18 protein-coding genes and 1 pseudogene are annotated in these 19629 nt (G+C 67.7%); 14 read left to right on the top strand and 5 right to left on the bottom strand.

The window, feature by feature from the left end; genetic code table 11:
- Window positions 1-454: 454 nt before the first annotated feature.
- The 3 genes and pseudogenes from I8J34_RS16255 to I8J34_RS25110 all read right to left on the bottom strand — a co-directional run.
- Window positions 455-703 carry a hypothetical protein gene (locus I8J34_RS16255; protein WP_214362681.1) on the bottom strand — a complete coding sequence of 83 codons (249 nt, stop codon included), beginning with the start codon at window positions 701-703 and terminating at the stop codon, window positions 455-457.
- 11 nt (window positions 704-714) lie between these two features.
- Window positions 715-4446: an RHS repeat-associated core domain-containing protein gene (locus tag I8J34_RS16250; protein WP_214362680.1), complete on the bottom strand. Its 3732-nt coding sequence runs from the start codon at window positions 4444-4446 to the stop codon at window positions 715-717.
- A 78-nt stretch (window positions 4447-4524) separates the two neighbouring features.
- Window positions 4525-5004: pseudogene (locus I8J34_RS25110) on the bottom strand (DUF6531 domain-containing protein); the annotation flags it as partial.
- A 367-nt stretch (window positions 5005-5371) separates the two neighbouring features.
- Here I8J34_RS25110 and I8J34_RS16245 point away from each other — a divergent pair.
- Entirely contained in the window at window positions 5372-6640 is a 1269-nt protein-coding gene (locus I8J34_RS16245) for an IS256 family transposase (protein ID WP_214362679.1), read from the top strand.
- Window positions 6641-6975: 335 nt separating this feature from the next.
- Here I8J34_RS16245 and I8J34_RS16240 read toward each other — a convergent pair whose 3' ends face one another.
- On the bottom strand, window positions 6976-7626 hold the full coding sequence (locus I8J34_RS16240) for a transglycosylase SLT domain-containing protein (protein WP_230411877.1): 651 nt from the start codon (window positions 7624-7626) through the stop codon (window positions 6976-6978).
- Entirely contained in the window at window positions 7568-7741 is a 174-nt protein-coding gene (locus tag I8J34_RS16235) for a hypothetical protein (protein WP_214362677.1), read from the bottom strand. Before I8J34_RS16235 ends, I8J34_RS16240 begins: the two co-directional genes overlap by 59 nt.
- A gap of 274 nt (window positions 7742-8015) precedes the next feature.
- Between I8J34_RS16235 and gspG the strand changes: the two genes are divergently transcribed.
- The 13 genes from gspG (at window position 8016) to epsA (ending at window position 19580) form a co-directional block, all read left to right on the top strand.
- Window positions 8016-8558 (top strand): type II secretion system major pseudopilin GspG, encoded by a 543-nt coding sequence (gspG, locus tag I8J34_RS16230; RefSeq protein WP_230411876.1) that lies wholly within the window; start codon window positions 8016-8018, stop codon window positions 8556-8558.
- Window positions 8559-9734, top strand: coding sequence for a type II secretion system F family protein (locus tag I8J34_RS16225; RefSeq protein WP_214362676.1), 1176 nt, complete (start codon window positions 8559-8561; stop codon window positions 9732-9734).
- Window positions 9731-11389: a GspE/PulE family protein gene (locus I8J34_RS16220; protein ID WP_214362675.1), complete on the top strand. Its 1659-nt coding sequence runs from the start codon at window positions 9731-9733 to the stop codon at window positions 11387-11389. The genes I8J34_RS16225 and I8J34_RS16220 overlap by 4 nt, the downstream gene beginning before the upstream one ends.
- Complete coding sequence (locus tag I8J34_RS16215) at window positions 11370-12062, top strand: hypothetical protein (RefSeq protein ID WP_214362674.1); 693 nt, start codon at window positions 11370-11372, stop codon at window positions 12060-12062. The genes I8J34_RS16220 and I8J34_RS16215 overlap by 20 nt, the downstream gene beginning before the upstream one ends.
- A 10-nt stretch (window positions 12063-12072) precedes the next feature.
- Window positions 12073-12597 (top strand): ELKS/Rab6-interacting/CAST family protein, encoded by a 525-nt coding sequence (locus I8J34_RS16210; RefSeq protein ID WP_214362673.1) that lies wholly within the window; start codon window positions 12073-12075, stop codon window positions 12595-12597.
- Window positions 12594-13157, top strand: coding sequence for a hypothetical protein (locus tag I8J34_RS16205; protein ID WP_214362672.1), 564 nt, complete (start codon window positions 12594-12596; stop codon window positions 13155-13157). Before I8J34_RS16210 ends, I8J34_RS16205 begins: the two co-directional genes overlap by 4 nt.
- Window positions 13154-13651 (top strand): hypothetical protein, encoded by a 498-nt coding sequence (locus tag I8J34_RS16200; RefSeq protein WP_214362671.1) that lies wholly within the window; start codon window positions 13154-13156, stop codon window positions 13649-13651. Before I8J34_RS16205 ends, I8J34_RS16200 begins: the two co-directional genes overlap by 4 nt.
- Entirely contained in the window at window positions 13648-15975 is a 2328-nt protein-coding gene (locus I8J34_RS16195; RefSeq protein ID WP_214362670.1) for a secretin GspD/PilQ domain-containing protein, read from the top strand. The genes I8J34_RS16200 and I8J34_RS16195 overlap by 4 nt, the downstream gene beginning before the upstream one ends.
- 410 nt (window positions 15976-16385) lie before the next feature.
- On the top strand, window positions 16386-16871 hold the full coding sequence (locus I8J34_RS16190; RefSeq protein WP_230411875.1) for a type II secretion system protein: 486 nt from the start codon (window positions 16386-16388) through the stop codon (window positions 16869-16871).
- Complete coding sequence (locus tag I8J34_RS16185; protein WP_214362668.1) at window positions 16871-17239, top strand: type II secretion system protein; 369 nt, start codon at window positions 16871-16873, stop codon at window positions 17237-17239. Before I8J34_RS16190 ends, I8J34_RS16185 begins: the two co-directional genes overlap by 1 nt.
- A gap of 4 nt (window positions 17240-17243) precedes the next feature.
- Window positions 17244-17822, top strand: coding sequence for a type II secretion system GspH family protein (locus I8J34_RS16180; RefSeq protein ID WP_214362667.1), 579 nt, complete (start codon window positions 17244-17246; stop codon window positions 17820-17822).
- A 99-nt stretch (window positions 17823-17921) separates the two neighbouring features.
- Window positions 17922-18713: an ankyrin repeat domain-containing protein gene (locus I8J34_RS16175; protein ID WP_214362666.1), complete on the top strand. Its 792-nt coding sequence runs from the start codon at window positions 17922-17924 to the stop codon at window positions 18711-18713.
- Window positions 18714-18803: 90 nt separating this feature from the next.
- Entirely contained in the window at window positions 18804-19580 is a 777-nt protein-coding gene (epsA, locus tag I8J34_RS16170; RefSeq protein WP_214362665.1) for an XrtB/PEP-CTERM-associated transcriptional regulator EpsA, read from the top strand.
- The last annotated feature ends 49 nt before the right edge of the window (window positions 19581-19629 follow it).

Raw genomic sequence — 19629 nt, 5'->3', positions numbered from 1 at the left:
AGCGCAAGGCGCGTGGCTACGCGAGCTTCTCCACCATCCGTGCCGTCGTGTTCCTGCTCGCCGGCAAGCTGGACTTCGGAAAACTCAATCAGCATGCCGCGTAACCCACTCGTTTTTCAAGAGAGCCACAATTTTGTCATCCATCTATTTGGCTCGCCATATGTGTGCATCTATTGAATCCGAGGAATTGCTCGAACTGTTTGAATTCCACCGGTATGCGCTGCATCTCTATTTACATGTGGCAAGTCCCCGTAGCCCGGCCGAGCGCAGTACCCGTAGCCCGGCCGAGCGCAGCGACGCCGGGATCAGCATCGCCAGCCCGGCACGATGTCCCCGGCGTCGGGCCTATGGCCCTCGGCCGGGCTACGCTTGCTGTGTCCCCCGGCATTGGTCTTCGGCTGCGCCGTGCGCGGTGAAGCGGAACCAAAGGCGGATGACGCTTCGCTCATCCGCCCTACGCACCTTGCGGTGATTGGTTGCTCCGTGAAATGAGCTCCAAGTCCGGATCGGTTTCCTCATAATGAATGAGTCCATATTCCGGGAATTCAATCATTACGCCCCTCTCAAGGTAGGACCATTTCTCCAGCGGGTAGTCGTCGGAATACTCGTTGGTGTCAATCGAACACACGACGACTCCGTTGTCGTCAGCCCCGAGCTTCACTCTGTCTCCTATGCGCACTTCTTGCCCGTCAGCGTATTGCATTCGCCATCTCCTCAATTAACGAACGGCTCGATCGGAATTGCTTTGGGCGGCAGCTCTCCTGGTTTGAGAACGTACTTCTGTTTCTGCCAAAAGCACTGGCAATTGTTAGGATTCTGTTTCGCTACGAAGATGTTGTGGTGAGATCCGTACACGCCGTGTTGCATCACGTCGTCCGGAATGACATCCAGAGGTCGGTACGCGATAGTGCCGACGGGAACGATTCTCCCGCTCACAGTCCTGCAAGGAGGGCACTGCCCATCAGGGGGGCAGAATCTGTCTCGAATCTCGCTGAGCATTCGTGTCAGGTGCCGCGCAAGTTGGCGCTGCGCTTCCACCGAAGGATTCGGGAGTCCGACTGGAGGGTTGCCCGATTCCCCTCCGAGGAATCCTTCCTCCGCCAATCCGAAAGGGTCTATCCGCGAGACCGGATTCCCCCCGACATAGCCGTAAGTATTCCACCCGCCTTGTAGCCCGATGGGATCCGACTGCACATACCGCCCCGTCCCCGGATCGTAATACCGATTCCAGTTGTAATGCAGCCCCGTCTCCTTGTCGTAGTACTGCCCCGGGAACCGCAGGTTGAAGGTGACGGCGCCCAGCCCCGACGGATCGTCCTCGGGCAACACCTCGCCAAACGGCGGGCTGGTCCAGCGCCAGCGGGGGGCGCGGGTGGCGTCGGTGAGGAGGCGCGGGGTGCCGAGGTGGTCGGTTTCGATGGCGTAGGCGGTGGTGGTGCTGTCGGGGTGGGTTTCGATCATCGCCACCGGCAGATCGCCGATCCACACGTATTCCTTGATCGGCGTGCCGTCGGCTTTGTATTCGCCGACGAGGTGGTGGGCGGCGTCGTACACGTAGCGCACGAAACCGCCGGGCACGAGCATGGTGGGGCCGGACTTTGAGACGCGCCGGCCGAGGCCGTCGTACTGGTAGGTGACGGCATTGCCTCCGCTGGTCACGGAGGCCAGCTGCCCGGCGATGTTGTAGTGCAGTGTGTGGGACTGGCCAACAAAGTTGCCCGCCGAGTCGTAGCTGTTCCAATGCTGAGTCTGGAAGGCGCTGAAAACGCCGCCAGGCAGTGCAGCCAGGCCAGATTCCATGAACATCTTGTTGGTGCCGCTGTTGTATTGCGTGTCGATGCTTGCGCTACCCGCGGTGAGTCGTGTGCGGTTGCCATTGGCGTCGTAGGTGTAGGCGCGCAGCGCCGGGTAGCCGGTGTAGCTGGTGAGGCGATCGGCGGCGTCGTAGCCGAAGCCCTGGTCGTAGGCGGTGCCGTTCTGGTCGAGGCCGGTGACGCGCCCGGCCAGGTCGTAGCCGAAGTCGAGCGGCTGCTCGCCCAGGGTGTAGCCCTGGGGCCAGCCGTTGGTGTCTTGGCCGCGGTGGTGGACGATGCCGTTGAGCAGGGTGATGGCTTTGATGCCGCCGAAGGGGTGGTAGGCAATGTTGCTGGCGATCTGGTAGGGGGTGAAGGCGAGGCCGCTCACGCGCCCGGCGCTGTCGTAGCTCAGTTGCAGGACGCGGCCGGAAGGGTAGGTGAGGCTTTGGAGGCGGCCGTCGGCATCGTAGGCGGTGCCGAGCGTGAGGGCGACGGCGCCGAGGGTTTGTGTTTGGCTGCTGACGCGCCCGAGGCTGTCGTAGGCCCAGTCGAGCGTGGCGTCGGGGCCGGCGAGGCGGGCGATCTGGCCTGCGCCGTTGGGGGCGGTGTCCCAGGTGGTGGAAATCCTGGCCTCTTCTGCGCCGAGCGGCGTGACGAAGCGCGTTGCCGTTGGGCGGTTGAGCGCATCGAAGGCCGTGAGAATGTAGCCGCCTCGCGGGTCAGATTCGATGTACTGCTCGGGAGGGAGGTTGTAGCCCGTCCCTTTGGTGATGGCGGTGAGGTTTCCCGCCGCATCATAGTGATATGTTCTGGTACCTCTGTCGGGGCTGACTTCCTGGATGACTTCCCCCAGCCCATTGACGGTGTACTGCGTGGTGGCGCCGTTAGCTGCCTGCACGGCGGTGGTGTTGCCGGCCGCGTCGGGGGTGAGGGCGGTGGTGTGGTTCAGGGCGTCGATCTCGGCCTTGAGCTGGCCGAGGCGGTTGTATTGCCACTGGCTGGTGTGGGTGAGCGGATCGGTGGCGTGGGTGAGGCGGTCTTCGGCGTCGTGCAGGTAGACGGTTTCGGCCGCCTGGCCGTTGACGCTGCGCACCTCTTTCCACAGCCGGCCGAGAGCGTCGAAGTTGCGCGCGAGGCTGCGCACGGCGGTGCCGGTGGCGTCGAACACCGTCTCGGCGGTGCGATTGCCGGCCGCGTCGAGCGTGTAGTGGATGCGCTCGCCGGTGGCGGCGTGGGTGATGTCGGTGAGGCGGTGGGCGGCATCGTAGGTGTAGTCGATGGCCGTGCCGTCGGGCAGGGTGAGGCGTTCGAGCAGGCCGCGCGGGTCGTAGTCGAAGCTGGTGAGCAGCCCGCCCACCTCCTGCGCAGTGAGGCGCTGGCGCAGGTCGTAGGCGTAACTGGTGATCACGCCATTGGGCGCGCGCATCTGCAGCAACTGGCCGTGGGCGTTGTACTTGAGGTAGTCGGTCACCAGCCCGGCCGGGTCGGTGGCGCGCAGCAGCTCGCCCCGGCAGCCCTTGTCCATGCCCGTGCCTTCGCCCGCGCCGGGGCAGGTGGCGTCGGCGGCGTAGTACTCGTAGGTCCACAGGTCGGCCACATCGGCGCGTGGCCCGTCGGCGGTGAGGACTTTGCCGTAGCGGTTGTAGGTGTAGGACCAGACGCGCGCCGGGCCGTCGGCCGTGGCGGCAAAGCCGGCGGCGCCGTTGGCATCGGTGGTGGGCTGCTCGACCTTCTTGCACACCACGGCGATGGGCATGCCCTCGATCACCTCGGCATCCGAGGGCGCGCAAGACGCCGTGCCGCCGGAGACCGGGTCGGACTGGCCGTTGTAGATCCAGCGGGTGATCAGCTTCGGCTCGGCCTGCGCGCTGCGCAGATGCCAGTCGGGGTGCCATTCGGTGCTGATGGTGCGAGCGTCGGCCGTGCCGGAGGCCTCGATGCGCCGCGTTTCGAGGTTGCGGGTGAGGTCGTGCGTGTAGGTGGTGACGGTGCCGTCGAAAGAGGTGCGGGTGGCGACGTTGCCGTTGGGGTCGTAGGTGAGGGCAGCGGTGGAGGCGTTGCAGCCGGCGCCGGCGGGTTGGGATTGGCTTTTGTAGCGAGCTACACGGTTGACCGGTTCAAAATGATAGTCCCGCACAGTGCCCAGCGCATCGGTGACAGTGGTTTTGCCTGTCGAGAACTTCAGACCGGCGCGGTCAACTCCCCCGGTCAGTTCTTCGGCTATTGCACGCAAACTCATGTCATACCAGTAGCTGACGTAGCGGTTACCGCTTTCATCGTCAATTCCCGTCAACGAGTGCGGTTGGTTTTTGCCCCCATTGAAGCTGGCTTCGTTGTAATGATAGGTACGGGAAGAGCCGTCGGGGTACTGTACAGAGGAAAGATTGCCACCGGAGTCATACGTATAGCCAATACGACTACCATCGGGCAGGTTAATGGAGGCCACGTGGTGGAGGTCATCGTATTGGAGCTTGGCTTCAACGCCAAAATCGTTGGCAATGGCAATGATGCGTCCGGCATCATTGCGAATGATTTCCCACTTCATGCCGAAAGTATTGTGGATCGATGTAAGGTTCCCTTGAGCGTCGTATCGATCAATCTCGCCGTTGGAGTCAAACAGTAGCCAGCCGGCGACTACGTTTTCATCCATGACCTCCTGAACTCGTTCACTACCGCCTGCGCTGGGGAGGAATCCAACTCCGCTCCGAACCATGTTCAGGTATTTCCCGCTCCCACGGTAGGCCGTGATCATGTTGGGGGAGTCAATGGTAAGTTGGCGATCAATGCTCAACCGCCATCTGGCGCCAATACTGACGCGACCATTGACGCCTAGAGAGTTGTAGTGCCGGCTAATCGGCAGCCCAGCTAGAGCGTTCGACTCGAGATCGGTTTCCGGCAAGTACTTGTTGCCGTTGACATAGGAGACCGGGTGTTTCGAAGCGGGGCACTGTCCTGCAAGCAACTCACCAGCCTCATGCGGATTTATGTAATACCTGCAGTAATAGCCAACATAAGGTGGGTCATCCGAGGGGTACTTGTTGTCATCCTTTATTGCATATCGGTGGACTGAAATTCGGCCCGGCTTGTCGCATGAAAAGCGGCGCTCATACTCGATTGTAAACCGGGAGACGCTGCTTTCAATGCCTTTGTATAGGCCAACTCCTTCGCCCCGACCATAGATAAACTGAGGGCTACTGATTGGCGACATGGCTCGAAAGTCTAGCTCCGATGGGTATGACTTTATCTGATACTCCCAGTTGCTGTCGTACCTCCTAGACATTTTCCAGTCGATCAGCTTTGAAGCGCATCCGACAAGATCGGGGTAGTTGCTTGTGCCTGCGTCAAATCGCGGTTTTGATGAATAGTATTGATCGCATCTCCATGATGAGTACTCTGGAGCGAGGCAGTCAAACCACGCGGCTGGGTTTCCAGACTGCCTGCACTGGGGGTTTGAAAGAGATATAGTCAGAACTGGTGTATGACTGAATCCTGATATGAAGACTTGATGAGGCGGCGTGCCTCTGCTGAGAATTGAGTTGTCGAGACCAAATTTTCAGCAAACAAGGAGACACGCCTTGAAGAAGGATACGAGTGAGCAGTCGTTCGAGCAATCGCAAGTGGGGCAGTCGCTGGAGGAGTTGATCCGGCGCGGCGCGCGGGATCTGATCCAGAAGGCGATTGAAGTGGAGGTGCAGCAGTTGTTGGCGGAGTACGAGAACGTGCGGATGCTGGGCGGGCAGCGGGCGGTGGTGCGCAACGGGCACCTGCCGGCGCGCGAGGTGCTCACGGCGGTCGGCAACGTCGAGGTTCGCGTGCCCAAGGTGCGCGACCGCTCGGGCGGCGGGGTGAAGTTCAACTCCGCGCTGGTGCCGCCATATGTGCGCCGCTCGGCCCGGGTGTCGGCGGCGCTGCCGTGGCTGTACCTGAAGGGCATCTCGACGGGCGACATGCGCGAAGCGCTCACGGTGCTGCTCGGTGAGCAGGCCCGAGGGCTCTCGCCCAACGTGGTCAGCCGCCTGAAAGCCGAATGGGCCACCGAGTACGCGAGCTGGATGAAGCGGACTGTGGCCGGCAATCGCTACGTCTACTGGTGGGCAGACGGCGTCCACGCCAGCTTGCGCGGCGAGGACGACGCCCGCCAGTGCCTGCTGGTGATCATCGGCGTGAAGCTCGATGGCACCAAGGAACTGGTCTCGATCTGTGACGGGCACCGTGAATCCAAGCAGTCCTGGCTCGATCTGTTGCGCGACCTGAAGGCCCGCGGGCTCGAAGTCGGTCCGCGCCTGGCGGTGGGCGACGGGGCGCTCGGTTTCTGGGCGGCACTCGACGAGATCTATCCCGAGACCGGCCGGCAGCGCTGCTGGGTCCACAAGACGGCCAATGTGCTCAACGCGCTGCCCAAATGTCTGCAGGCCAAGGCAAAGGCGCAGCTTCATGATATCTGGATGGCGCCGACGCGGGCCGAGGCGATCGATGCCTTCAACCATTTCGTGCAGACCTACCAGGCCAAGTACCCGAAGGCCGCCGACAAGCTCGTCACCGACCGCGACGCCTTGCTTGCCTTCTACGACTTGCCGGCCGAGCACTGGATTCACCTGCGCACGACCAACCCGATCGAATCGACCTTCGCCACCGTACGCCACCGCACCACTCGCACGAAGAACTGCGTGTCGCGCGCAACCTTCCTCGGACTGGCCTTCAAGCTCGTGCAGGAGGCCGAGAAGTCCTGGCGCCGGATTCGCGGTCACGAGCGCATTGCCGAACTGATGGACGGCGTCCTCTTCAAAGACGGTGAACCCGTCAAAGACAAAGAGAAGGAGCAGCAGCAGCGACGCGCCGCCTGATCAGCCATGCCAGATCGGCGCATACACCAGACTTGACGATAACTCGGTTTGAAATGGTAGTCTGCGCAAATCCTGAAACAGAGAACCCCAGCAAGGCCGATGCCATCAAGAGGTATGCAAAAAATTTCTTTATTTTTTTTGGTTTCATGGATTTCTGCTTAATCGCATCAAGGGAAAAGTGTCAACAATGCGTAATCAATATTTTAGGGCGGTCTCTAGGCGGATTGCATGCCTATTTTGCAATCAAGGCCAACCCTAGATGGTTGGATTGTATCAGTTCGAAGCGCCGTTTAAATGACAAATAAATGGTTTATCTGTGCTTTCTCGTTCGTCGCCTACCGCCCATCCCGCTCCACCGCATACCTCGCTAACACCCTAGGCACATACGCCCGCGTCTCCCGATACGGCGGAATCTGCTTGTCGTACTTCATGACAGCGTTCTCCCCGGCGTTGTACGCGGCCAGCGCCAGTTCGAGGTCGTCGTTGAACAGGCGGAGCAGGTCGCTCAGGTAGCGGGCGCCGCCGAGGAGGTTGGTGGCGGGGTCGAGGGGGTTGGTGACGCCGTAGCGTTCGGCGGTGGCGGGCATGAGCTGCATGAGGCCGAGGGCGCCTTTGGGGGATTGGGCGTTGGGGTTGAAGGCGCTTTCGACCTGGGCGACGGCCTGGATCAGTGCCGGGTCGAGGCCGGTCTGGCGGGCGGCGTGTTCGATGTGGGGGCGTAGCGCGGTGGGGGCGGGGCGGGGCTGGGGTTTACCCGCGGAGGCGGCGGCTTGAGGCGCGCCGGCGATGCGGCGGTAGCGGGGGTCGCTGGCGGGGCTGTCCGAAAAGTGCATGACGCCGTGTTCGTCGACGAAGCTGTAGAGCGTGTCGGCCGATGCGCCGGGCGGCGCGCACAGCAGGGCGGCCAGGGCGATGGCGAGAGTGTTTCTAGCTAACCCATTCGCATGAGACGGGGCCTTCGTCGTCGAGCGGGTCGAGGTTGGCATCGTCATAGGGCATGTCCCAATCGGTATCGGGAAGGATGGTAGAGGATACTTCGCTGCTGACCCAAGCGCGGCGCGTGCCGGTGAGGGCGAAGTCGAGGTCGAGATCGTCGATCATGAGCGGGCTTCCGGTGGTGGGGCGGGCTTGCCATCGTGACGCTGGCAGATGACGGCAGCGTTTCACCCCGGCTGGGGTTTGATGTACCGTTTGGCAGGTCAACGCGGTGTCACATTGCGCACCTACCCTGTTCGCCTTTGTGGAGCAGCCTGGCTGCCCGGGAGTGTTCGAGTCCATGCGTTTCTTGCCGATCGGGTTTATGTGTTTTTCCATGCGTGGTTTGTTTGCGGCGGCCCATGCCACGCGTGCGCGTTTTCGGCGTGGCGGCGGCGGGTTGAAACCCGCCCTACAGGAGGGCGCCTGCGTACCGGATGAGGTCGGGCGGGTTTCAACTCGCCTGGCGATGGACGAGGCCTCGGCCCTGCGCGCCGCGCCGCCGGCGGCAAGTGCCGCATCCTTCCTGCGCGAGAGTGGCCGCCAGGGCGGTTTCACGCTGCTCGAACTGCTGGTGGTGATGGTGATCATCGGTTTGCTGGCGGGTTATGTGGGGCCGCGCTTCTTTTCGCAGATCGGCAAGTCGGAGGTGCAGACGGCGCGGGCGCAGATCAATGCGCTGGAGAAGGCGCTCGACCAGTTCCGGCTCGATGTGGGTCGCTACCCGCTCACCGAGGAGGGGTTGGCGGCGCTCAATACGGCGCCGGCCGGCGAGCGCAAGTGGCAGGGGCCTTACCTGCGCAAGGCGGTGCCGGACGATCCGTGGGAGAAGCCCTACCAGTACCGTTCGCCGGGCGAGCATGGCGAGTTCGACCTGTTTTCCTTCGGCAAGGATGGCCAGCCCGGTGGCGAGGGCGAGGCCGCCGATATCGTGAACTGGTAGATGCGTTACCGGGTCAAGGCTGTCGGGCAGGGGGCGGACGTCGTCGAGACGGCCTTCGAGGCGTCCACCGAGGCCGAGGCACGCCAGTTGGCCGGCGCGCGCGGGCTGACGGTGTTGTCGCTGCGGGCCGAGCGCCAGGGCGGCCGGCGCGCGCGCTTTCCGCTGCTGCTGTTCAACCAGGAGATGCTGGCGCTGTTGGGCGCGGGCATTCCGCTGGCCGAGGCGGTGGACGCCCTGGCCGAAAAGGAAACCCGCCCCGCGGTGCGCGGCGTGCTCGACGACATCCGCAAGGCGCTGCGCGAGGGGCGGCCGCTGTCGGCCGCGCTGGAGGCGGCGCCGCATGCCTTTCCCGACCTGTATGTGGCAATGATCCGCGCGGCCGAGCGCACCAGCGATCTGGTGCCGGCGGTGGCGCGCTTCATTGCCTATCGCCAGCAGGTGGAGGCGCTGCGCAGCAAGCTGGTGAGCGCGGCCATCTACCCGGTGCTGCTGCTCGGCGTGGGTGGGCTGGTGGTGCTGTTTTTGCTCGGCTACGTGGTGCCGCGCTTTTCGCATATCTATGAAGACGTGGGCGGCGATCTGCCCTTCATGTCGCGCCTGTTGATGGAGTGGGGGCGGTTCGTCGAAGCCAATGCGCTGATCGTGGCCGGCGCGCTGCTGGCGGCGGTCATCGGCATCGTGGCGCTGGCGCGCCAGCCGGCCACGGCCGCGGCGGTGGGGCGGCTGATGTGGCGCTTGCCGATGATCGGCGAGCGGCTGCGGGTGTTTCAGCTGGCGCGCTTCTACCGCACGCTAGGCATGCTGCTGTCGGGCGGCATTCCGGTGGTGACCGCGTTGGGCATGGTCGCCGGGCTGCTCACGCCGACGCTGCGCATGGCGCTGGAGCAGGCGATTGCCCGGGTGCGCGAGGGCGCCGGCTTTGCCAACACGCTGGCCGCGCAGGGGCTGGCCACGCCGGTGGCGCTGCGCATGCTGCGGGTCGGCGAGCGCGCTGGGAACCTCGGCGAAATGCTCACCCGCGCGGCCGAATTCCATGAAGAAGACACCGCCCGGCAGGTGGAGTGGCTGACCCGCCTGATCGGCCCGTTGCTGATGCTGTTCATCGGCGTGGCCATCGGCGGTATCGTGGTGCTCATGTATCTGCCGATCTTCCAGCTGGCGGAGAGTGTGGGATGAACGCGCCGCAGATCCAGCCCTTTTCGCCCGACGAGTTGGCCGCCGCACGTGCCGCCGGCGGGCGCATGCTCGACGCGCTGGCCGCCATCGAAACCGAAGCCGCGCCGCGTCTGGCGCGATTGGCGCGCACCTTTGGGCTGCCGCTGATGGGCCATGCCGAGCTGATGCTGCTCGCGCCCGACTTTGCCGTGGTGTCCTTCGAGCAGGCGCTGCGCCGCGAGTGCATCGCCCTGCGCGAAGCCGGCGGCGCGCTGCTGCTGGTGCTGGCCGACCCCTTCGACCGCGCGCTGGTCGACGGCCTCGGCGCCCGGCTGGACGAAGCCTTCGCCGTGGTGCTGGCCGACCATGACGACATCGCCGCCTGCCTGGCGCGGCACGAAGACGAAGTGCGCCGCGCCGCCGGCCTGTCGGAGACGCGCGGCGGCGCCAAGGGCAACGGCGGCGCCGAAGACCTCTCGCTCAAGCGCATCAGCGAAGACGCCAGCCCGGTGGTCAAGCTGGTCAACTCCACGCTCTACGACGCGCTCAAGCAAGGCGCCAGCGACATCCACCTCGAATGCGTGCCGGCCGGGCTGGTGATCCAGTACCGCATCGACGGCGTGCTCTCGCGCGTGGGCAGCGTGCAGGGCACCGAGCTGGCCGAGCAGGCGATTTCGCGCATCAAGGTGATGGCCGAGCTCGACATCGCCGAGCGCCGCGTGCCGCAGGACGGGCGCTTCAAAGCGCAGGCGGCGGGGCGGGAGATCGACTTCCGCGTGTCGATCATGCCCAGCATCCATGGTGAAGACGCCGTGCTGCGCGTGCTCGACAAGGAGCATCTGACGCAGGAGATGACCGGCCTGTCGCTCGAAAGCCTGGGCTTCGACGACGCCGTGCGTGCCACCTTGCGGCGCCTCGCCAGCGAGCCCTACGGCATGCTGCTGGTGACCGGCCCGACCGGCTCGGGCAAGACCACCTCGCTCTACGCCACGCTGGCCGAGACCAACCGCGGGTTGGACAAGATCATCACCATCGAAGACCCGGTGGAATACCAGCTGCCCGGCGTGCTGCAGATCCCGGTCAACGAAAAGAAGGGCCTGACCTTCGCCCGCGGCCTGCGCTCGATCCTGCGCCACGACCCGGACAAGATCATGGTCGGCGAGATCCGCGATGGCGAGACCGCCGAAATCGCCGTGCAGGCCGCGCTCACCGGCCACCTGGTGTTCACCACCGTGCATGCCAACAATGTGTTCGACGTCATCGGCCGCTTCACCCACATGGGCATCGACCCGCACAACCTGGTGGCCGCGCTCAACGGCGTGGTGGCGCAGCGGCTGATCCGCATCAACTGCCCGCACTGCGCCGATGACGTCACCCCCGACCCCGCGCAAGTGGCCGAATCGCGCCTGGGCGATGTGTCCGCCTTCCGCTTCCGTGCCAGCCATGGCTGCGGCCAGTGCCGCGGCTCGGGCTACAAGGGGCGGCGGGCGATTGCCGAGGTGCTGATCCTCGATGACGAGATCCGCGAGCTGATCGTCACCCGCGCCCCGGTGCGCGCGCTCAAGGCGGCGGCCCAGGCGCGCGGCTTCCTCAGCCTGCGCGACGCGGCCACCGCGCTGGTCGCCGCCGGCGACACCACCTTGCAGGAGTTGAACCGTGTCACGCTTCTGGGCTGAACCGGTGCGCCTGCACCTGCATGCCGACGCCTGCGAGCTGCTGGGCCAACGGCTGCCGCTCGATGCCGGCGCCCAGCCCTGGCCGGCGGCGCTGACCGAGCATCTGCCGCCGCGGGCCAAAGTGCGCGCCTGTCTGGCCGACCACTGGCTGCGCTACCTGGTGGTGCGCTGGCCGGCGGCGGTGCGCGGCAAGCGCGAGCGCGAGGCCTGGCTGGCGCATCAGTTCAAGACGGTGCACGGCATCGACCCGGCCGAGTGGACCGTGGCGATGGATGCCGACCCGGTCGACGACGCGCGCCTGGTGTGCGCCGCGCCCGCCGCGCTGATCGCCGGTCTGCACGCCCGGCTGGCGCCGCGCAAGGCGCGGCTGACGAGCCTGACCGGCGCCTTCGTGGCCGAATTCAACCGCGTGCGCCGCCAGTGCGCGGCGCGCGACGGCGCCTTGCTGGTGCAGGCCGGTGGGCGCATGACGCTCGGCGTGTGGCGCGACGGGCAATGGGGCGCGCTGCGCTCGCAGCGGGTGGCCGACGGCGATGCCGAGGCCGCGCGCCGCGTGCTGGCGCAATGGCGCGTGACCGGTGAGGCCGCTCCGGCCGGCGTGGCCTACGCCGTCGGCGCCCGCCCGGCGCTGCCCGAGGGCTGGCAACTGGTGGCGCTGGAGGCGGCGGCATGAGGACGCTCCAATGAGCCCGGCGCCGATCGCCCTCGATTTCGTCCGCCAGCGCCGCCTGCCCGGCTTGTTCGGTTGGGTGCTGCTGGCGCTCGGCCTTGCCATGGCCGCGCTGGAGGTCAGCCAGTTCGTCGAGCGCCGTGCCGATCTGGCCGAGCGCGAGCAGATCGTCGAGCGCCTGCGTCACCAGCTCGAACGCGAGCGGCGCAGCATGGTGGCCACCCCCGAGGCGCCGCTGCGCGCCGAAGACGCCGCGCCGGCGCTCAAGCTGGCGACCCAGCTCGGGCGCGACTGGCCGGCCCTGTTCGCCGATGTGGCGAAGGCCGCGGGCAGCGAGGTGGGCGTGCTGGCGGTGGCGCCGGACGGCCTGCGCGGCGCATTCAGCCTGTCGGCCGAGGCGGGCAGCCTGGAAGGCATGTTCGGCTTTCTCGGCCGACTCGAAGCCAGCGATGCGCTCGGCGGTGTCGAGCTGGTGGGCTACGAGCGCGCGGGCGGGCGTGTCGTGTTCAAGCTCAATGGTCAGTGGGGGCGCCCATGAGGCGCATCGACCCGATCTGGCTCGATCGCCGCCGCGAGCAGTTCATGCGCGCCGTGATGCGCGCCGGCTGGGCCGGCGCCGTGGGCGTGGCGCTGCTCGCCTTTGCGCTCGCCTTCGGCCTGTCGGCCGGCGGCGAGCAGGTGGCGCGCGGCGAGGCGCTGGCGGCGGAGCGGGCGGCATTGCTCAAGGTGGCGGCCGCGCCGGTGGCGCCCGTGCTGAGCCCGCGCGATCAGCTCTCGGCCTTCTACGCGCGCTTTGCGCCGGCCTCGGAACTGTCGGCCGTGCTGGCGCACATCCACACCGCGGCGGCCGATCACGGCTTGCTGCCCGAGCGCGGCGACTACCGCAGTGCGCTGGTGGCCGGCACGCCGCTGGTGCGCATCACCGCCACCTTGCCGATGCAGGGCGATTTCGACGCGGTGTATGCCTGGCTGGCGCAGGTGCTCGCCGAGCAGCCCGGCGCGGCGCTCGAGCAGCTGTCGATCAAGCGCGAGCGGGCCGACGCGCGGCAGATCAGTGCCGATGTGCGCCTCTCGGTGTTCGTGCGGGGGGGCGTATGAACAAACGCCAGATCGGTTTGTGGGGCGCGCTGGCGGCGACGCTGGCGGCCACCTGGTGGGCGTCGACGGTGCCCTCCGAAGAGCCCGCCGAGCCGGCGACCGAGCTGCGCGCCGCCCCGGCGCGCGCGAGCCGTGCGCCGGCCCAGGGTGTCGACCTCGCCCCGCTGGCGGCAGCCCGCCCGGCCTTTGCCGACACGGCACCGCCGGTGTTCGGCGTGCCGCCCCCGCCGCCGCCAAGCGCACGCCGCGCGGCGGATGCGGCGCCGGTGCGCCCGCGCGCCCCGGCCATGCCCTTTAGCTATGTTGGCGCGCTGACCGAGGCCGACGGCCAGCGTACCGTTTTCCTGCTCGACGGCGACCGGCTGGTGACCGCGCGCGTCGGCGAGGTGATCGCCGGCCGCTACCGGCTCGACACCATCGACGAGCACGGCCTCAGCCTCACCTATCTGCCGCTCAAAGAAACTCAACGCATCTCATTGGCGACCGCCCCATGACTCTGTCCGTCCGTATGCCCCGTCTGCTTGTTCTGGTGTCGTTCCTGCTGCTGGCCGGCTGCGCGAGCAACCCGGCCGTCGATCAGGCGCGCGCCGACCTGGCCACCGGCGACGCGGTGGCGGCGCTGGCGCGGCTGGAGGCGAAGGTGGCCGCCGAGCCGGCCAACCGCGAGCTGCGCACCTACTACCTGCGCCAGCGCGAGCGGCTGGTGCTGCAGCGCCTGGCCGCGGCCGAGCGCGCCGGGCAGGCCGGGCAAGCCGAGGAGGCGGCGCGGCTGTACCACGAGATCGAGCGCTTCGCGCCGGGCGACCCGCGCGCCCAGGCCGGCCTGGTGCGGCTCGAGCGCCAGGCGCGCCATGCCGGGATGCTGGCCCGCGCCGAGCAGGCACTCAAGGCCGGCGACGCCGCGGCCGCCCGCGACGCGGTGGCACAGGTGCTGGCCGAAGACCCCGGCCATGCCCAGGCGCGCGCGCTCGACGGCCGCATCCAGACGGCGCTGGCGGCGGCCAACCCGCCGCCGGCCACGGCACTGCAGGGCCCGTTTGCCAAGCCGGTGACGCTGGAATTTCGCGATGCGCCGCTGCGCATCGTGTTCGAGGCACTGTCGCGCGCTGCCGGGCTGAACTTCGTCTTCGACCGCGATGTGCGGCCCGAGGCCAAGGTCACGCTGTTCGTGCGCAACAGCACGGTGGACGAGGTGCTCAACCTGCTCACCGCCACGCAGAAGATCGAGCGCAAGATCCTCAACGCCAATTCGGTGCTGATCTACCCGTCCACCCCGGCCAAGACCAAGGAATACCGCGAGCTGGTCACCCGCAGCTTCTACCTCGCCAATGCCGACGTGAAGCAGGCGCAGGCGCTGGTGCGCACGCTCACCAAGAGCCGCGACGTGTTTGCCGACGACAAGCTGCGCCTGCTGGTGATCAAGGACACGCCCGAGGTGGTGGCGCTGGCCGAGCGCCTGCTCACCTCGCTGGACGTGGCCGAGCCCGAGGTGATGCTGGAGGTGGAGGTGCTGGAGGTCAGCCGCAACAAGCTGGTCGAGCTGGGCCTCGACTTCCCCGACCAGATCGGTCTCGGCGCGCTCGAGGGCACCGGCGTGGCGCGCACCCTGGCCAGCGGCGTGGTCGATCTGCGCAGCCGCGGCGATTTGCGGCCCTACGTGGCCAACCCCGCGCTGCTGCTCAACCTGCGCCAGGAGGACAGCGACACCAGCCTGCTCGCCAACCCGCGCATCCGGGTCAAGAACAACGAAGAGGCCAAGATCCACATCGGCGACAAGCTGCCGGTGTTCACCACCACTGCCACCGCCAACGTCGGCGTGTCGGCTTCGGTCACCTACCTCGATGTCGGCCTCAAGCTCGACGTGAAGCCGCAGGTGATGCTCTCCGGAGAGGTGGAGATCAAGGTCGGCCTGGAGGTGAGCAACATCGTCAAGGAAGTCTCCGGCCCGTCGGCCTCGCTCGCCTACCAGGTGGGCACGCGCACCGCGGCCACCGTGCTGCGCCTGCAGGACGGCGAGACCCAGGTGCTGGCCGGCCTGCTGCAGGAAGAAGATCGCATGGTCGGCAACCGGGTGCCGGGCGTGGGCGACATCCCGCTCATCGGCCGCCTGTTCTCCAGCCAGCGAGACACCAACAACCGCACCGAGATCGTGCTGCTGATCACCCCGCGCGTGATCCGCAACGTGCTGGTGCCGAGCGTGGCGCGCGCCCAGATGCCGGCCGGCACCGAGCTCAACATCGGCGCCGAGCCGCTGTCGCTCAAGCCGACCGCGCCGGGCAGCCTGGCGCTGTCGGGCGACAACTCGCCGGTGCTCGGCGGCAGCGGCCCGACCGGCCTGGCCGAGCGCCTGGCCGCACGCCGCCAGCAGGCCCTCGAAGCCCGCCGCGCCTTCCCCCCCGAGGCCGTCACCCCCGGCGATGCGGCGCCGGACGAAGGCGAACTCGACGCCGAAGAAGAAGCCCCGGCGCCGCCGGCCGGGCCGCTGCTGGTCAGCATCAGCGGCCCGACCGAAGCGCGCGCCGGCGAATCGGTGGATGTGACCATCGCTGTCAGCGGCGGTGGCGCCATCGGCGGCGGCGAAGTCACGCTGCAATACGACCCGGGCCGCGTCGAGGCGGCCGGCGCCGTCATCCCCGGCAGCGTGACCGTGCCGCTGCCCGGCGGGCAGGACAGCGTCAGCACCAGCGCGAGCTTCACCACCCGGGCCGGCAGCATCGGCACCGTGCGCATCGCCCCGGTGTCGGCCCGCATCGATCGCGACGGCGCCAGCCAGACCGTGACGCCGAGCGGGGCGGTGAATCTGAGTGTCAAACCATGAGGGGTGGGCCCCCACGCTCGCTGTGCTCGCTGCCCCCCGAGGGGGCTGCGCCCGCCTTTGGGGCGGCCCTGCAGGAGGGCGGGACGCCCCCCACGCTCGCCGTGCCCGCTGCCTCGGAGGGGGCTGGGCAAAGCTTGGGGCGGCCCGGCGGGGAGGCTTTTGCCCCCACGCTCACTGCGTTCGCTGCCCCCCGGGGGGGCGGCGCCCGCCCTTGGGGCGGCCCTGCGGGCGGGCGGGCTGTCCGGTGCGCGGTCGGCCCGATGCGGGGCCCGGCCGATCCCCTCGCTCGCACGCGTTCGCTGCTGCCCGAGGGGGCTAGGTGTCGCGATCCGCGTCTCCCCTGTAGGGCGGGTTTCAACCCGCCATGGTCGGCGAAAGCCGGCCCTACGCGCGACGGGCGGGATGGGGGATTGGCGGGGCGAAACGCACTCTGCCGCGGCTTCACGCTGATCGAGCTGGTGGTCACCGTGGCCATCGTCGGCATCCTGGCGGCGACCGTGTTGCCGTTGGCGCAGATCAGCGCGCAGCGTGCCAAGGAGTCGGAGCTGCGGGTGTCGCTGCGCCAGATCCGTGATGCCATCGATGCCTACAAGGCGGCCGGCGATGCCGGTCAGATCGAGCGCAAGGCCGACGGGTCGGGCTATCCGCCGTCCTTGCGGGTGCTGGCCAGCGGCGTGCCCGACATCAAGTCGGCCGAGCCGCGCCTGATCTACTTCCTGCGCCGGGTGCCGCGCGACCCCTTCTTCGGCGATGTGGATACGCCGGCCGACGAAACCTGGGGCCTGCGCAGCTACGAGAGCCCGCCCGATGCGCCGGCGCCGGGCGACGATGTGTTCGACGTCTACTCGCTGAGCGAGAAGACCGGCCTCAACGGCCTGCCGTACCGGGAGTGGTGATGCGTGCCGCCCTGCGCCGCGCCCGCGGCTTCACCCTGATCGAGCTGTTGGTAGTGATGGCGATCATCGCTACCTTGCTGTCGATCGCCGCGCCGCGTTATTTCGACCACCTCGACCGTACGCGCGAGAACAGCCTGCGCCAGACGCTGGCGGTGATGCGCGACGCCATCGACAAATACGCCGCCGACACTGGCCATTTCCCCGAGACGCTCGACGTGCTGGTCGACAAGCGCTACCTGCGCGCGATTCCCGAAGACCCGATCACCGAGAGCGTGGCCACCTGGGTGGTCGAGCCGCCGCCCGACGATCCGCTCGCCGGCGTGTGGAACGTCCGCAGCGGCGCGGGCGAGCCCTACGGCAACTGGTGACGGCATGCGGCAGCACGAGGGCGGCTATACCTATCTGCTGGTGCTGTTTCTGGTGGCCGGCATCGGCCTCTTGATGGCCGGCGTCGGCCAGACCTGGCAGGCACGCGCCCAGCGCGAGAAGGAGGCCGAGCTGCTGGCCGTCGGAGCCGAGATGGCACGCGCGCTGCGCCACTACCATGACGCCTCGCCCGAGGCCGCCAAAACCTGGCCGCCCGATCTGGCGGTGCTGCTCGAAGACCGCCGCTTTCCCGAACCGGCGCGCCATCTGCGGCGCATCTATCGCGACCCGATGACCGGCCTGGCCGAGTGGGGGCTCGAACGCGAAGGGGGGCGTATCGTCGGCATCCACAGCCTCAGCGACAAGGCGCCGTTCCGCCGCGACCGGCTGCCGCCGGAGCTGGGGGACGGCGCCGCCGAAGCCAAGACCGTGCGCGAGTGGGTGTTCCGCCCGGCGGCGGGCGAGGCCGCGCCGCGGCCGGGCGGCCTCGGCGGCAACGCGGGTGTCGATGCCGGTGCCGGGCTGCGCGGCCCGGTCGATCCGGGCTATACGCGCGGCCCGCGGCCCACGGTGCACGACGACTGACACGCCGCGCATAGTCCGTTCGGCGCATGACACGCGCGTCGCCCTGAAAGACGCGGCGCTTATGGTCTACGTTTTTTCATGACGTGCGACAGGGTGATCATGCGCCACTTGATGTGTATCGCGGCGGCCCTGACCAGCCTCGGCGCCCACGCCTACGACACGCCGCAAGAGTTTGCCGGTTTTCTGGCCCCGCCGGACGAAGTGCGCGGCCGGCCGCTGCCGCCCCGGCAGGCCTTCGACGCCGTGCGCCAGACCGGCAATACCTGGCTGCCGACCACCGCCGAGGCCGCCTCGCTGGCCTTGCTGCGCGCCGCGCGAGCCGACGACTGGCCGGCGGTGCTCGCGCAGCTCAAGGCGGGCGCCAATCCCAACGTGGTCGACGCCGAGTGGCGCGGCGGTGTGCTGGCGCGGGCGGCAGGGGCCGGGCAGACCGAGGTGGTGCGCAAGCTGCTCGCCGCCGGTGCCGATCCCGACCAGCGCGGCGAGCAGGGTTTCACCCCGCTGGGTGCCGCCGCGTTGCGCGGGCACGCACCGGTGGTCAGGCTGTTGCTGCGCCATGAGGCGGACCCCGACCGCAAGAGCGCCGACGGCGCGCCGCCGCTGGTCAACGCCGCGCGCATGGGGCATGCGGCCGTGGTCGAGGCGCTGCTCGATGCCGGCGCCGACCCCACGCGGGCCGACAGGCTCGGTCACCACACGCTCAGCATGGCGGCCGCGCGCGGCGATGTGATGCTGGTTCGCCGTCTGCTCGACCTTGGCATGGAGGTGGACGCCCGCGACGGCGAAGGCCGAACCGCCTTCTTCTGGGCCGGGCTGTATTCCCGGGCGGCGGTGCGCGAGGTGTTGCTCGCCGCCGGCGCCGATGCCGCCGCCACCGTGCGCGTCAAATGACACGGCTTGACGCCGGTCGATTCGAATGGCATCGGCCTGTCACATGTCGCCGTTAAGCTACACACGCCAACCCCGCAGGGAGACTGTCGAGTGACCGAAGTCGTCAACTTGACGAGTGAAGACCGCGAGCGCCTGCTGTTCCTGATCGACACCTCGATCAAGATCAACAAGCGCTTCCAGTTCTTCCTGTGGGCGCAGGGCACCTTGCAGAGCTTCATTCCGCACGAGACCCTGATCTGCGCCACCGGCGATCTGGGCACCTTGCAGCTGCGCAACGATGTCTTCTCCCGCGCCACCTTGCCCGACGATTTCGAGCCGCTGGCTCAGGATCCGGTGCGCGGCTTCGTCGCGCCGCTGCTGTCGCACTGGAACGCGCTCGACCGCGGCCCCATCGCCGTCGGCGAGTGCGAAGGCAGTGCCGGCAGCCTGCACCCCATGCTGCATCGCATGAACTACCGCCACAACCTGTGCCACGGCGCGCGCGAGGTGCGTGGCGCACGCGGCGCCTTCTTCGCCTTCCTCGGCCTCGACCGCCCGGTCGGCGCGCGCGAGCGCTATTTTGCCGACCTGCTCATGCCGCACCTCTACATGGCCACCATGCGCATGCTGGAGGGCGAAACCTCCGGCACCGACTGCCCGGCCTCGGTGCTCTCCGAGCGCGAGGTCCAGGTGCTCGGCTGGGTGCGCGACGGCAAGACCAACGCCGAAATCGGCCAGATCCTCGATATCAGCCCGCTCACCGTCAAAAACCATGTGCAGAAGATCCTGCGCAAGCTCGACGTGAGCAACCGCGCCCAAGCGGTGGCCAAGGCCGTGTCGATCGGCCTGCTCGGCAACAGCCAGGGCCGCGAGGCGCGCAGCCACTGAGCTGCCGGCAGTGGTCCGCCAGACCATTGCCATAGTCCGTTCGGACGAT

Source organism: Denitromonas iodatirespirans, from assembly GCF_018524365.1.
Taxonomy (GTDB): Bacteria; Pseudomonadota; Gammaproteobacteria; order Burkholderiales; family Rhodocyclaceae; genus Nitrogeniibacter; species Nitrogeniibacter iodatirespirans.
Note: the sequence above shows the minus strand (reverse complement) of the source record. Positions and strands in the feature narration are given on the sequence as shown.

Bases quoted from the DNA above. Each gene is read 5' to 3' on its own strand.
- I8J34_RS16255 (WP_214362681.1), bottom strand. From the start codon at position 703: ATGCAATACGCTGACGGGCAAGAAGTGCGCATAGGAGACAGAGTGAAG.
- I8J34_RS16250 (WP_214362680.1), bottom strand. From the start codon at position 4,446: ATGGATGAAAACGTAGTCGCCGGCTGGCTACTGTTTGACTCCAACGGC.
- I8J34_RS16240 (WP_230411877.1), bottom strand. From the start codon at position 7,626: ATGCCAACCTCGACCCGCTCGACGACGAAGGCCCCGTCTCATGCGAAT.
- I8J34_RS16235 (WP_214362677.1), bottom strand. From the start codon at position 7,741: ATGATCGACGATCTCGACCTCGACTTCGCCCTCACCGGCACGCGCCGC.
- I8J34_RS16225 (WP_214362676.1), top strand. From the start codon at position 8,559: ATGCGTTACCGGGTCAAGGCTGTCGGGCAGGGGGCGGACGTCGTCGAG.
- I8J34_RS16220 (WP_214362675.1), top strand. From the start codon at position 9,731: ATGAACGCGCCGCAGATCCAGCCCTTTTCGCCCGACGAGTTGGCCGCC.
- I8J34_RS16210 (WP_214362673.1), top strand. From the start codon at position 12,073: ATGAGCCCGGCGCCGATCGCCCTCGATTTCGTCCGCCAGCGCCGCCTG.
- I8J34_RS16205 (WP_214362672.1), top strand. From the start codon at position 12,594: ATGAGGCGCATCGACCCGATCTGGCTCGATCGCCGCCGCGAGCAGTTC.
- I8J34_RS16200 (WP_214362671.1), top strand. From the start codon at position 13,154: ATGAACAAACGCCAGATCGGTTTGTGGGGCGCGCTGGCGGCGACGCTG.
- I8J34_RS16195 (WP_214362670.1), top strand. From the start codon at position 13,648: ATGACTCTGTCCGTCCGTATGCCCCGTCTGCTTGTTCTGGTGTCGTTC.
- I8J34_RS16185 (WP_214362668.1), top strand. From the start codon at position 16,871: ATGCGTGCCGCCCTGCGCCGCGCCCGCGGCTTCACCCTGATCGAGCTG.
- I8J34_RS16180 (WP_214362667.1), top strand. From the start codon at position 17,244: ATGCGGCAGCACGAGGGCGGCTATACCTATCTGCTGGTGCTGTTTCTG.
- I8J34_RS16175 (WP_214362666.1), top strand. From the start codon at position 17,922: ATGCGCCACTTGATGTGTATCGCGGCGGCCCTGACCAGCCTCGGCGCC.